Genomic DNA, 13,556 nt, shown 5'->3' with positions numbered 1-13,556 from the left:
ATAAAAAAACGGAACCGCCCCGTCCGCTTTTTTCGCGGTCCTAGACGATTCCGTTCCGTTCTCGATTCCTTTCTTTACTTCACCAACTGCCCCCGCGTGACGCCGAGCTGGTTCGTCGCCTTCAGCGTGCGCCATACGCTCGTGCCGCTGATCGCGCCCTTCAAGGCGCGTCCGTACAGATCGAGCACTTCCCGGACTTTGTCCGGCGTCTCCTCGAGAAACTCGACACGGTAGGTCGAAACCCCGAGCTCGCGGAATTGCGGCAAATATTCCGCCCCGGACTGCTCGATCGCATTGTACACGGTGTTGCGGCAGCCTTCGTCCACCCGTACCGGATGGGACATGCCGATCCGGTCCCGCAGCGAGGCGCGATGGTCCTCGCACGGACGGCCGCAGTTCGTGTAGTCGGTTCCTTCGCTGAGGAACGTGCAGTACACGCAATGCTCCGTATGGAACATCGGCAAATGCTGATGGATGACGAGCTCCACCTTCGACGGATCGGTGCGGCGCAGCAGGTCGATCATTTGCTGGATGTTCAAGTCGTACGACGGCGTGACCCGGCTGCAGCCCGCGTCGACGAACAGGTCGACGGTTTTGTGGTTCGCGGCATTCAGCGAGAAATCGCCGATCAGCTCCGGCCGGTAGCCGTCCGTCGTCTCCGCCCGGTGCTTCATGAAGTAGTACATCGCTCCGGTATTGCGCACCAGGATGGCGTCGGGCCGGAGATTGAGCATGTTTTTGAAATAGCCGGTCTCGCCCGGCATATGGATGCGTGGCGTCGCCAAGGCGATTCGCCGGCCCGCCTCCCGGACCGCTTCGATGGCCGCCGGAAACTGCTTGATGAATTCGAAGTCGGCGTAAATCCACTGCACGTCCGTCTCGAGGACCGCCTTCACCTGCTCCAAATTGCGGCAAAGCGCGATCAGCCTCGTCTCTCCCGCGTCCCCGGCGTCCGAGGAGAACGCCCCCTCGGGCAGCTGCCGGTGCGCGTCCGCGTACACGTCCACGCTGCGCTTCACGTATCGCCGCGGCTTCTGGCGGGCCGTCTCCAGCCGCTCGACGGCGCTGCGCCGGATCTGGTTCAGCTCGCGCATCGGCACGATCAGCGGGCCGTCGAGTTCGAGCTCCAGTCCGTCCAAGGCGAAAATCGTCCCGCCCAGCCGGCCGAACTGCTCCTCGAACAGCGTCCGGTCCATCGGCCGCTTCTCCGCCTGCACGAGCGGCAGCTCGGAATTCACTTCGACCCGGTTGCCCGTCAACACGTCGGTCCACTCGGAGCGAAGCGGCTCGCCCAGCCGGCCGGTTACCCGGACGGTGACCGGGAATACCCGGTACGGCTTGTCGGTCTCGAACGTCTGCCGCAGCCGCTTGTCCAGATGCGGGTCGCTCGTCTTCCATATCCGGTCGCCGACGCGAACCCGCTTCAGGTCGACGTCGTTGCGCCCCGGCACGATTTCGATGATGCCGCCGTCCGCCTCGCCCTCGATCTTCTGTCCTTTGCGGCGGATGTCGTACACGCGTCCGCCTTCCTCCGGCTTCGTCGGGTCGCCCGCGTCGAAGACGATGCCGTCCCCGCGCTTGAGCGGCGCCTCCAGCTCGCAGACGACGCCGTCGCGCAGCAGCTGCTTGACGCGCCCGAGGTAGACGCCCCGGCTTTTCGGGAACGTGCCTTCGACGAGCTGCTTGTTGTTCGTTCCTTTCAGGAAGCCGTAGGTGAACCCGCGCGAGAAGCTCTGCTGCAGCTCGCGAAGCTCTTCCTTCGACGGCTTCGGATCGCGTCCGGCGAAATAGCTGTCGATCGCCTTGCGGTATTTGCCGACGACGTTGGCGACGTACTCGGGGGACTTCAGCCGCCCCTCGATCTTGAACGACGTCACGCCCGCTTCGATCAGCTCGGGCACGAGCTCGAGCGCCGCCAAATCTTTCGGCGACAGCAGGTACGCCACGTCGCCCATCGGCTTCTGCTCGCCGTCGACCATCAGGTCATACGGGAGCCGGCACGCCTGCGCGCATTCCCCGCGGTTCGCCGAGCGGCCGCCCCACATTTCCGAGGTGAGGCATTGGCCCGAATACGAAACGCACAGTGCGCCGTGCACGAACACTTCCATGGGCAGCTTCGCCTGGTCGCCGATCTGCTTGATTTGCTTCAGGTTGTTCTCGCGTCCGAGCACGACCCGTTCGATGTCGAACGGCTTCGTGAACTCGACCGCCTCCGGCGACGTGATCGTCATTTGCGTGGAGCCGTGGATCGGGAAGTCCGGCGAGATGTCCCGGATCAGCTTCACGAGTCCGAGGTCCTGCACGATGACGGCGTCGACTCCGGCGTCGATGCACGCCTCGATCAGCCGTTTGGCGTCGTTCATCTCCTCCTCGAAGACGAGGATGTTAAACGTGACGAAGCCTTTGACTCCATACAGATGCAGAAACGACATGATGTCCGGCAGCTCGTCCATCGTGAAATTTTTCGCCCGCACGCGGGCGTTGAACTTGTCTACGCCGAAAAAGACGGCGTCGGCTCCGTTGGCCACCGCCGCCCGCAGGCAGTCCCAATCGCCGGCCGGGGCCAGCAGCTCGATATCTTCGATGCGAATGTCTTCGCGCATAGGTTTCGTATCCTCCAGAAAAGTTGCACGGGGCCGCCGGCCATGCCGAAAAGCCGCCCCTTGATCTTTCTAGTGTACCAGAAAAGGGGCGGCTCGCGCTATCCGGGGCCGGATGGAAACCGGTGCCGCCGACGAAGCAGGACGGCAAACGCCGGGAATCCGCAAACTCGCGCTCTTACTGCTCCTCGCTCGGCACGACCCGGCGTTTGATGTCCTCGAACGAAACCGGCGCGTAGTTCCAATGCTCCACGCTAACGTTGACGTATTGACGGCCCTCGTACTTCTGGCTGTGAATGTGGCCGTGGACGTTAACGTACGGCATATGCTTGTTCATGTACATCGGCTCGTGCGACAGGAAGAAGAAGCCGCCGTATACGATCGGCACTTCGCTCACCTCGTCGAAGCCGGCGTCGAGCCACCACGTCCGGGAACGGCCGCGGTCGTGGTGGCCCATGATCAGCACCTTGTAGCCGTTCAGCCGCTCGACGATCGCCTTCGTCTTCTCCTTGTTCAGAAACGAAAAGTCGCCCAGATGATAAACCCGGTCGTCGCGGCCGACGACGTCGTTCCATCTGGCGATCATCGTCTCGTTCATCTCCTCGACGTCGGCGAACGGCCGCGACTCGAAGTCGATAATGTGCTGATGGCCGAAATGGTGGTCGGAGGTCAGAAACACGTTCCCCATCGCTCAAGCCTCCCGCCCGAGCAGCGCCTCGACGTCGGCGCGCGTCGGCAGCGCCGCGATGGCGCCCCGCTTCGTCGTCGTGAGCGCGCCGACCGCGCATGCGAAGCCGCACGCGTCCCGCGCGAACGCCTCGTCCGCGAGCGCCTCCGCGAGCCGCGACGCCGTAACGCCGCTCTCGGCGAGCCGCCAGAGCAGCCCGCCGACGAAGCCGTCGCCCGCGCCGGTCGTGTCGACCGCTTCTACCGGCATGCCGGGGACGGTCACGTCGCCCGACGGCGTAAACACGCGGCAGCCGGCGGCGCCGAGCGTGACGACGACGCAGCGCGGGCCGAGCTCGAGCATGAGCCGGGCGCCCTTCTCGACGCCGGTGCCGTACAGGAAGTCGACCTCCTCCTCGCTGACCTTCACGAGATCGGCGAGCGGCAGCTGGTCGGCGATCGTCCGGCGCGCGAAGTCGGCGTTCCTCCATAGCGGGAGCCGCACGTTCGGATCGTACGAAACAAGCGCCCCGTGAGCCCGGGCACGCCGCGCCGCGTCGAGCGTCGTCCCCCGGCACGGCTCCGCGATCAGCGAGACGGAGCCGAAATGATAGACGGCCGCGTCCCGCAGCCACGCTTCCTCCACTTCCTCTTTGCGCAGCAGCATGTCCGCCGCCGGATCGCGGAAGAACAGGAAGTCCCGCTCGCCGTCGTCGCGCAGCGACACGAACGCGAGCCCCGTCCGCGCCTCGTCCGTGAAGAGCAGCGCCGGTTCTACGCCCGTCTCGGCCAACGTTCGCTGCAAAAACTCGCCGAACGGATCGGCGCCGACCTTCCCGATAAACCGCGAACGCCCTCCGAGCTTCGCTACCGCGGCAGCCACGTTGGCCGGCGCCCCTCCCGCCGCCTTGCGGAACGTATCCACACGCGACAGCGGTTGGCCGTTCGTCTCCGGCACGAAATCGATCAGCAGCTCTCCCAAACATACGACCGCACGCTTTTCCATCCGACCGCCTCCTTAAATATGTAGTATATCCTGATCCTTCGTTACGTTGAATTATATCGGACGAATCGACAAAAGTGGAGCGGAACGGTCAACTTTCCCCTCTCCCCTTTCGTCAAATGTTAACAAGAAACGCTCAAAATGCTATAATGGCTACAGTCATCGACCATCTTACAAGTTTTGAGGGATCGCCTTGTCATTGCGCAAAAAAGCGGCCTGGTTCGTCGGGCTCTTGCTGGTCGCCGCGGCATTCGCGCTCGTGTTCGGCCACAAAGAGGAGAAGGTCCGGCTGCTGTTCGCAAGCAGCGGAGACCGCTACGACCGGGCGGCTTATCTCAATTTCGAACAATCGATCGTCGCCAACGCCGAAGTCCGCCGGCTCCCTCTGGAAGGACTCGACGCCAAAAAACTGCGATCTTACGACGCCGTTTATTTGGACGTGTCCTTGAAGCAATCGCCTGCACTCCGAGACGCCGTCGCATCGCTTGCGGCGTACGTCGAGCAAGGCGGGCACCTGTTCGTGGAAAACGAATTGCTGGGCGATCTGCCGATGGAGCTGCTCGGCGCTTCCGCCGTCGTGCCGGTCGCGCCGACCGTCAAGCCGAAGTTCGATTACCCGCATGTAAGGGGCAATCTGCAAGGCTTGCAAAACGTGTTCAAGCAATTCGCCGACAATTTCACGACTCACGTCGACATGAACGACACGATGCCCGGCTTCGATTGGGGGCAAGCGATCGTCCCGTCGACCGCCGAAACGCTCGTCACGATGAACGGCCAACCGCTGTATACGGTAAACCGGTTCGGACAGGGGACGGTGTTCGCCGCCAGCGCGTTTATGCCCAACCGGTATTTCATTACCGGCTTCGACCTGCAGAGCGGGATGGACCCGGCCAGAGGGTTTCCGACGAAAGCGGCCAGGCATGACGAATCGCTAGGCGCACCCGGCAAGTCGCTCTACTTCAATTTCAAAACCGGCCTGCCGCAGGAGCCGTACTTCCAATTCTCGTTCGCCGCCGCGAACCATTTGCTGCGCAACGAGTACGTTGCTTACGTATCCAAGGAAACGCTCGGCTATAGCCTGAAAAAAGTGTTCGGCCCGTACGGCCGCCCCGCGATGGCGTACCAGAACCATTTCGAGGCGCTTCCCGCGATCCAGCATAAGGAAGCGATCGGCTGGGCCGAGCTGCTCAAGCAATACGATCAGATTCCGTCCTATTCGCTCGTTCGTTCTTCGTTCGATTGGTACTACTGGAACGAATCGATCACGGTCCATCTGAACGAGGGGACGACGGACAAGCCGCAATTCGTCGGCGAATTGCCGAATTCATTTTATTCGAGCGGAACGCTGCTGACGAGCGGCGACACTACCCTGGCGCTGGCTCGTTACCCGAGCGAGCACGAGCTCGCGGTGAAGCTGGAGCTGCCGTACCGTGCTTACCCGGCGCTCGCCGATTGGAACGGCGACGGCAAAACCGATCTCATCGCGGGCAGCTCCGACGGCTATCTGTACCGGTTCCCGAACGTCGGCCGTACGCCGTCGACGCAGATGGTGCCGGAAGGATTGCAGCCCCCCGACGGCTTCGGGGCGAAGGAGCCGCTGAAGCTGCCGAACGGCCAGCCGTTCCAGACGGCCGGCTACGCCACGGTAACGGCGACGGACTTGAACGGCGACGGCAAAGCCGATCTCGTCGTCGGCAGCGAGGACGGGACGGTCGTCGCGCTGACCGGCCTCGGCAACGGCGCGTTCGCCGCACCCGTGCCGCTGACGTCGAACGGCACGCCGATCCGCGTCGCCGCCCACTCCGCCCCGGCCGTCGGGGACGTGAACGGCGACGGCGTCGCCGATCTCGTCGTCGGCGACGCCACCGGACAGCTGACGCTGTTCGCCGGATCGGCGGGCAAGCCGCTGCAATTCGCCGCCGCGCGGCCGCTGTTCCGGATTTCCGCGACGCACGCCGCGCCCGCGATCCGCGATATGAACGGCGACAAGCGGGCGGACCTCGTCGTCGGCAACAGCGAGGGCGACGTGCTCGTCTACACGCAGCAAGCCGACGGTACGTGGTCGCTTCAAGGGCCGATTGAAGGGCGGATGCGCAATCAGTCCGGCACCAAGGCGCTGGTCGGCGGCCAATATTCGGTGCCGCTGTGGGCCGACTTGAACCACGACGGCAAGGAAGACCTGCTCGTCGGTCAAGTCCAGTACAGCCAGCCCGTCCCGATCGACGATCCGGCGTTCCCATACAAAGAGGAGCTTCGGGAATTTCTCGATTACGCCAAGGCGAATAAGCTCGAGATCGTCCCGCACGTATACGTGCACGGCTTCGTCAGTTCCGAGCAGGAAAAGCTCGAGCTCGCTCTGCAGAAGAAGTCGTTCGCCTCGCTGGGCATTCCGTGGACGAAAACCGGTACGAACCAGCATACGTGGCGCATCAATCAGGCGGACCGTCTGCAGACGCTGCGCAACGAGAACGAAGCGGACATCTGGTACAATTTCGGCTTCAAGCCGTCGCACAGCCCGACCGAGCCGCAGTGGGGCCAAGATTTTCTATGGAGCTTCCCGTTCCTGCTCGACGACAAGCAGCTGAAATCGCCGATGATGCTGTACGCGCCCGGCTTCCGTTTCAGTCTCGACGCGAACGGCGGGACGTCGAACATTTACCAGTCGTACGCCGCGCTCGATTTGCCGATCGATTATTTCGAACATATCGAGTACCAGTATAAATATCCTGCCAAAACCGGACAGCTGCTCGAATTCGTCCGCTACTTCGACGGACTCCGGACGACGTACGACTACAATTTCATGACCGAGCCGCAGATGGCGCGATCGTTCCTCGCGACGATGAAGACCGCCTACAAGGTCGAGCGGCCATGGCTCGTCTACGCGATCGACAAGCTGAAGACGCGGTTCGGCCGCGGCCTGCACCTGACGCTGTCGCTGTCGACGGACACCGGCGGCGTACCGGACCTGGCCGCGGAATACCGCGATACGGCGGGCGTCGTCTTCGAGGCGGGAGAGAAGTACGCGGGCTATCCGTTCGCGACCGACTCTCCGGCGTTCATGAAAAACGAAGGCAAGCTGTACGTCGGACTCGGCCTGCGCCGGCTGACGACCGTCTCCGTCAATTGGGGGGCGGAGCCGTTCCACGTCGTCCGCTCCAACGTGCCGTTCGACATTCGCGACGACGGAACGAAACGGACGATCGAGCTCCAGTCCGACGGCATGCAGCAAATCAAGCTGTATAGCCCGCGCCCGCTCGACATTCAGGGCGACGATTTGAAGATCGAGAAAGACCCGCAGGCGAACGTATACACCGTTACTCATTACGGCGCCAAGACGAGCATCGTCGTCACGATGCCTTGATCGCAAACAGGCGCTTTATCCAAAGGAGAACGACCATGGAAGAAATCGTGCAGCAATTGGAGCGCCATATCCGCGAACGGTACGAAATCGACGACAACGACGACGACTTCGGCACCGACGTCCACCTGTTCGACTATGGCTTTATCGATTCGATCGGGGCAACCGCCCTGATCGCCCATATCGAGAAAACGTACGGCATCCAAGTGACGAACCAGGACTTGATGCTGTATCCGCTCAACACGATACGGGAGATCGCCTCCTTTATCGCGACCAAGACGGGGAGGTAACGCCATGAACACCCATAACGTCACGGAACGCGTCATCGCGCTGGACAAGCTCGACCCGAACCAGCACGGCCAGCTGAAATACGCGTCCGCCTTCGTCGACGAGCATATCGACGACATTCGGCTCGCCGACGGCAAGCTGATCGTCTCGCACCATGCGCCGGACGGGGGCGAGCGGATCGCGGCGCACGTGGAGCGGCTGATCGAACGATTTTCCCGCGGCGACTTCGGGTTCAAGGAGCATATCCTGTTCGAGCACCGCGGTCCGACTCCGTATCGGGGCGACATTATCGCCGATCTGATCGAAGCGAAGACGATCAAGGTGCTGGAGCCGGGTCTGTTCATTTTCCGTGAGCCGTTTTCGAGCTTGCTGCGCTTCTTCGACGATTCGTTCGTGAAGCGCGTCGCCGAACCGTTCGGCGCCAAGGAGGAGTCGTACCCGGCCGTCATCCATTTGTCGACGTTGGACAAGACGAACCATTTCACCTCGTTCCCGGAGCATATTCATTTCTTGAACCATCTGCGCGACGACCTCGACGTCATCGAATCGTTCTCGGAATCGGTTCGTCAGGCCGGCGGCTGGAAAGAGGACGCCCCGCTCGATCTGAACAAGACGATGCCGAAGCCGCGCCTCGCGATGAACCCGTCGACGTGCTATCATTGCTACGAAGGCTTGCAGGGCGAGACGCTGGAGGGGGACGGCATCGTCGCCACCGCGGTCGCGAAGTGCCATCGGTACGAGTCGAAAAACCATGCCGATTTCGGCCGTCTGCTCGACTTCAGCATGCGCGAGATCATTTTCGTCGGCAAGCCGGAGTTCGTCCGCGAAAACCGGCTGAAGGCGGTCGAGCTGTTGAAGCAGTTGGCCGTCGAGTGGGAAATCGACTGCTTGATCGAGAACGCCAACGATCCGTTCTTCACGAACGACTTCCAAGTGAAAGCGTCGTTCCAGCGCAATCAAGAGATGAAATACGAGATGCGGCTGACGGTTCCGTACATCGGCAAATCGATCGCCTGCAGCTCGGTCAACTTCCACAGCACGGCCTTCGGGACGGCGTTCGATATCAAGACGGGCAAACGGCCGGCGACGACCGGCTGCGTCGGCTTCGGTCTGGAGCGCTGGGTGTTCGCGTTCCTCGCTCAATTCGGCTTGAACGAGGAAGGCTGGCCGGCCGCCTTCCGCGACCAGTATCGCGCTTGGCAAACAAAATCGAGATAACGAGTGATTCCTGTGAGCCTTTGGACCGTACTCAAAAAAAACGGCTTCGTCCTTCTGCTCGCCGCCGTCTTCCTGCTGATCGACTTCCTCGTCGCCTGGCGGGACCCGATGACGTACTCGCGGCGATTCGAGAAGGACGATTTTACGAAAACGTTGTTTCACCATCAGTGGGATCGTTCCGGTCCCGTTTTTTTTGGCAACTCGGCCGTAACGGGCGCCTACATGGAGGATAAGTCGCGGAAGCCGCTAGTCGAAATGGGGATGTCGTACGGCAAAATTACCGACCTGCGGCACATTTTGTCGCGCGGCCTGTACGAGCCGGAAGAGCAGCTCGTCGTCGGCATCGACGTCCATACGATGCTCGACAAGATGCAGACCGACCCGCGGTTCCCGTGGTCGAGACCGTGGTACAGCCCTTATTTGTACCATTACCGCGACTACTTTCAGGACGCGGGCAAGGAATGGCTGCGCAATGCGTGGAAGGCCGCCAAGGAAGGCAGACTCGACTTCCGGACGTTCGAGCCCCGCTGGATCGATAAAGAGCTGTATTTCGGACGCGAGCCGGCCGAGCAGCTGAGGAAGGACCGCGACCGGTATGCGGCCAACTACGACTGGATGACGCTGGACGATATGGCGGACAATTTGGAGGCGCTCGATTGGGTGATCGGGTATGCGGCCGAACGCCGGCTGCCGCTCAAGGTCGTCTGGATGCCGCTGAATCCCGACCCGGCCTATGATCCGCCTCCCTACTGGAAGCCGCTGCGGGAGCGGGTGGGCGCCACGCTGAAGGCGGCCGGCATCCCGACGCTCGACTTGGCGGATGCCTTTCCGCCGGCCGATTTCCACGACCTCGTGCACTTGAACCGCGAAACCGGGGCGCCGAAATTTACCGCGGAGGTGGACCGATGGCTGCTTTCCTTCGCAAGCTCGTCGAAGTGATCGTCTATGCGATCATGCTTGCTTTGGTCGCCGTCTGCTTTACGGGCCAAGGCTTGTTCATTTACGAAGGGTTTTGATTTCGAATCCGCTTCACCAGTCTAAAGGAGCAAGCTCATGTCTTACTTGTTGAATTTGCACGCGCTGGCCGCCCTGCTCGGCATGGCTCTCGTGCTGATGGCGACGCGGCGATGGCCGGGAAACAAACGAATCTTGGTGCTGCTCTTCAATCTGTGCTTCCTGTATTTGTTCAGCCGGAAGCTCTTTCTATTCTCGATCGCTTATACGCTCGTCAACTATGCCGGGTACGTCTGGCTGTGCCACGCGGCGAAGGGACGCCGCCTGTTGTTCGGCACGGCGATCGCGCTGAACGTCGCCGCCGTCGTGTCGTTAAGGCTGTTCGATATGGACGTGTTCGAAGGAACGTGGTTCGACGCCATTTATTTGTTCGGGCTCATCTACACCGTGCTGAAGGTCATCGACGCCTATTACTTCGCGTATTACGTCGGCAAGCAGGGGAAAGCGCCCCTGCTCGACTTCGTCAACTACTTGCTGTTCATCCCGACGTTCACGTCCGGGCCGATTCTGAAGTTCCGCGATTTCATGGCCGATGCGAAAAAGCCGTACACGGTATCGGCCGCCGATTTCGAAGCCGGCATCAAGCGCATCATTCTCGGCTTGTTCAAGAAAGTCGTGCTCGTCGCCGGCATGACCGTCGTGTTCAAGCATGTGGCCGGGCTGGAGCTGCACGTCTACCACAGCGTCTTTCTCATGATCTGGTTTTACGCGCTCATCTATTTCGATTTCTCCGGCTATTCGGACATCGCCATCGGCTTCGGGCGGCTGATGGGCTACACGATTCCGGAAAACTTCAAACGCCCGTTCTTATCCCCGACGCTGACGCAATATTGGCGCAACTGGCATGCGACGCTCGGCGATTGGTTCCGCGATCATATCTTCATGATCTTCTCCCGGTCGTTCACGTCGCGCGGCGCCGCCGCCGTCCTGTCGATCGTCGTCATGGTGCTGATCGGATTGTGGCACGGCTTCTCGTGGCTGTACTTGCTATGGGGAGTTTACCACGGCACGCTGATGGCGCTGGAAAGCCTGCTGCAGCTGTCGATCGTCAACCGGAAGAAAGTGTCCGCCTTTTACTTTTACGGGCGCTGCGTCGTTACCCAGGTGCTCGTGACAATCGGTATCGTCGTCTACAGCGGGAATACGGACGTCGCGCTGCGCATTTATAAAGGTTTGCTGAATTTTTAGCGGAATGCGCCCAAGCTGCCGCTCGACCGCAACAATACCCCTGTCCGCAGACGCAGACAGGGGTTCTTCATCTTCGAGGCAATAAAAAAACGCCCGCATCCGCAGGCGTCGTACCGGTTTCGATTATCCCATCCAAGCTTGGACCATCAGCACGTCGAGAATGAGGAAGACGAGCAAGCTGACGGATGTGAAGCCGATCGCGAATTTATTTTTGACCGGAGCGGCGAGCAGTCTCAGCAAGCCGACGACGACCAGGATCGTAAACAGAACCATGAAAATATCGAACGTATGGAAGTTGGACGCGCTTCCCGCAGCGGCTTCTTCTGCCAAAAACATAGCAAGGGACCTCCTTATGGTTAAACATCACAGTATACTCATCTTCATCTATGTTATCCTGCCCGGTCAACGGTTGCAAGCAAATTCTTGTTTGTTAACAAGTTTGTCACCAAATTGACGCGGTCCCGCGGTTCGAGACCGCAAGCCGATCGCCGAGTCCCGCCCGCACTTGCTACCCGCAAGAATAAGATACCCAGCCTTGCCAGCCTTTATTACCGGGCTTCCCGAAACCGATTAATCCCCGCTCCATTGGGACATAATACTCGTTGCCGCAGGCAAAATGATCCTTTGGAGGGAAATCGGCCATGTTCCATTTGCTTTCGCGACTGTTCCAACGAAAAAAGGCGTCTGCAAGCGGCGGGTCTCTCCCGGAATTCTCCTTAAAGCTATCCAAGCGCGTCGTCGAGAACTTATCCACGATTCAAGACATGCTCCAAAGCCCGTCCGATCTGATCGTGCGGCAATTCCACGTAGGCAAATCGAAGCATTTGTGCGGGATCGCTTGCATCGACGGCTTGGTCGACAAATCGGTCATCAACGATACAATCATGCAGAACGTCATGCTGGGCGTGGCTCAGGCGGATAAGGACGCGCCTCCGTTCGTCACGGCCGACAAGCTGCTCGACCGGCTCCATACGGACATTATACCGGTCGACGATATCGCCGTCGCCACGAGCTGGGACGATATTATGCTGGCCGTCTTTAACGGCGATACCGCCTTATTCGTGGACGGGACCTCCCGCGTCCTGCTGATCGGAACGCGGGGGTGGGCGAGCCGCGGCGTCGAGGAGCCGCAAACCGAGGCGCTTGTACGGGGCCCTCGCGACGGCTTCACGGAAAACATCCGGACGAATACGGTCCATTTGCGCCGGCGTATCCGCGACCCGAATCTGCGTCTCGACTCGATGCACGTCGGCCGGAGAGGGAAACGCCAGGTTATCATCGCCTACATGGCCGGCATTACGGCGCCCGATCTCGTCGACGAGGTGAAACGGCGGATCGACAGCATCGACATCGACGATGTGGAAGGGTCCGGCTATGTCGAGCAGTGGATTATGGACAGCTTCCTGACGCCGTTCCCGCTAATTCAGACGACCGAGCGGCCGGATAAATGTTCCGCGGCGATTCTTGGAGGTCGCGTGGCGATTTTGGTGGACGGCGATCCGTTCGCCCTGATCGCCCCGATCACGCTGGCGTCCATGTTTCAGTCTCCGGAAGATTACTACAGCCATTGGCTGATCGCTACGTTTCTGCGCGTCCTTCGTCTTGCATCGGCGTTCGCCGCCACGTTTCTTCCGGCGCTTTATATCGCGCTGGTCGAATACCATCAAGGGATGATTCCGTCCAAGCTCGCCTTCTCCATCGCGGGTACGCGTGAAGGCGTGCCGTTCCCGGCCGTCATCGAGGCGTTCATTATGGAAGGCACCCTCGAAATATTGCGCGAAGCCGGTATACGTCTGCCGAAGCCGATCGGCCAGACGATCGGGATCGTAGGAGGGCTCGTCATCGGCGAAGCGGCCGTTTCGGCGGGCATCGTCAGCCCGATCATGGTTATCGTCGTCGCGATCACGGCGATTTCGTCGTTCGCCCTGCCCTCTTACGCGTTCGCCATAACGCTCCGAATCATCCGCTTCGGCATCATGTTGGCCGCTTCGTTGTTCGGTTTGTACGGCATCATCCTGTCGTACATCATGATCAATATTCACATCGTCAATTTGAAAAGCTTCGGCATTCCTTATTCGACGCCGTTCTCGCCCACGTTCATCAAGGATTGGGTCGATTTGATATGGCGGGCGCCCGTGACGCTGCTCGGCCGCCGCCCGCAAATGATGCAAACGACCGACGAAACCCGCATCCGGAAAAAGTAATGGCGCGTTCCGACGGA

Annotated in this window: 10 protein-coding genes; 6 read left to right on the top strand and 4 right to left on the bottom strand. The window is 60.7% G+C overall.

Annotation, left to right across the window (positions count from 1 at the left end; genetic code table 11):
* Nucleotides 1-74: 74 nt before the first annotated feature.
* The 3 genes from DLM86_RS26405 to DLM86_RS26395 form a co-directional block, all read right to left on the bottom strand.
* Nucleotides 75-2,603, bottom strand: a complete 2,529-nt coding sequence (locus DLM86_RS26405; RefSeq protein WP_110843063.1) for a U32 family peptidase — start codon at nucleotides 2,601-2,603, stop codon at nucleotides 75-77.
* 175 nt (nucleotides 2,604-2,778) lie between these two features.
* On the bottom strand, nucleotides 2,779-3,288 hold the full coding sequence (locus tag DLM86_RS26400) for a phosphoesterase (RefSeq protein WP_110843062.1): 510 nt from the start codon (nucleotides 3,286-3,288) through the stop codon (nucleotides 2,779-2,781).
* A gap of 3 nt (nucleotides 3,289-3,291) precedes the next feature.
* A complete protein-coding gene (locus DLM86_RS26395; protein ID WP_110843061.1) occupies nucleotides 3,292-4,272 on the bottom strand; it encodes a PfkB family carbohydrate kinase in 981 nt (326 codons plus the stop codon).
* Nucleotides 4,273-4,462: 190 nt separating this feature from the next.
* On the opposite strand from DLM86_RS26395, the gene DLM86_RS26390 reads away from it, so the two are divergent.
* From DLM86_RS26390 to DLM86_RS26370, 5 genes are all read left to right on the top strand, one after another.
* A complete protein-coding gene (locus DLM86_RS26390) occupies nucleotides 4,463-7,630 on the top strand; it encodes an FG-GAP repeat domain-containing protein (RefSeq protein ID WP_245954922.1) in 3,168 nt (1,055 codons plus the stop codon).
* Between the two features lie 35 nt (nucleotides 7,631-7,665).
* Complete coding sequence (locus DLM86_RS26385) at nucleotides 7,666-7,917, top strand: acyl carrier protein (protein WP_110843059.1); 252 nt, start codon at nucleotides 7,666-7,668, stop codon at nucleotides 7,915-7,917.
* Nucleotides 7,918-7,921: 4 nt separating this feature from the next.
* Nucleotides 7,922-9,133 carry a hypothetical protein gene (locus DLM86_RS26380; protein WP_110843058.1) on the top strand — a complete coding sequence of 404 codons (1,212 nt, stop codon included), beginning with the start codon at nucleotides 7,922-7,924 and terminating at the stop codon, nucleotides 9,131-9,133.
* Nucleotides 9,134-9,145: 12 nt separating this feature from the next.
* Nucleotides 9,146-10,072, top strand: a complete 927-nt coding sequence (locus DLM86_RS26375; RefSeq protein WP_110843057.1) for a hypothetical protein — start codon at nucleotides 9,146-9,148, stop codon at nucleotides 10,070-10,072.
* A 114-nt stretch (nucleotides 10,073-10,186) separates the two neighbouring features.
* Entirely contained in the window at nucleotides 10,187-11,335 is a 1,149-nt protein-coding gene (locus DLM86_RS26370) for an MBOAT family O-acyltransferase (RefSeq protein ID WP_110843056.1), read from the top strand.
* Between the two features lie 123 nt (nucleotides 11,336-11,458).
* Here the strand turns inward: DLM86_RS26370 and DLM86_RS26365 are convergent, their stop codons facing one another.
* The gene (locus tag DLM86_RS26365; protein ID WP_110843055.1) at nucleotides 11,459-11,671 is read right to left on the bottom strand and encodes a hypothetical protein; all 213 of its coding nucleotides are present in this window, start codon (nucleotides 11,669-11,671) and stop codon (nucleotides 11,459-11,461) included.
* 305 nt (nucleotides 11,672-11,976) lie between these two features.
* Between DLM86_RS26365 and DLM86_RS26360 the strand changes: the two genes are divergently transcribed.
* Nucleotides 11,977-13,539, top strand: a complete 1,563-nt coding sequence (locus tag DLM86_RS26360; RefSeq protein ID WP_110843054.1) for a spore germination protein — start codon at nucleotides 11,977-11,979, stop codon at nucleotides 13,537-13,539.
* Nucleotides 13,540-13,556 lie beyond the last annotated feature (17 nt).

It is taken from the genome of Paenibacillus flagellatus (assembly GCF_003217775.1).
GTDB classification, from domain to species: domain Bacteria; phylum Bacillota; class Bacilli; order Paenibacillales; family NBRC-103111; genus Paenibacillus_AB; species Paenibacillus_AB flagellatus.
This window is presented reverse-complemented; position numbering and strand designations above follow the sequence as displayed.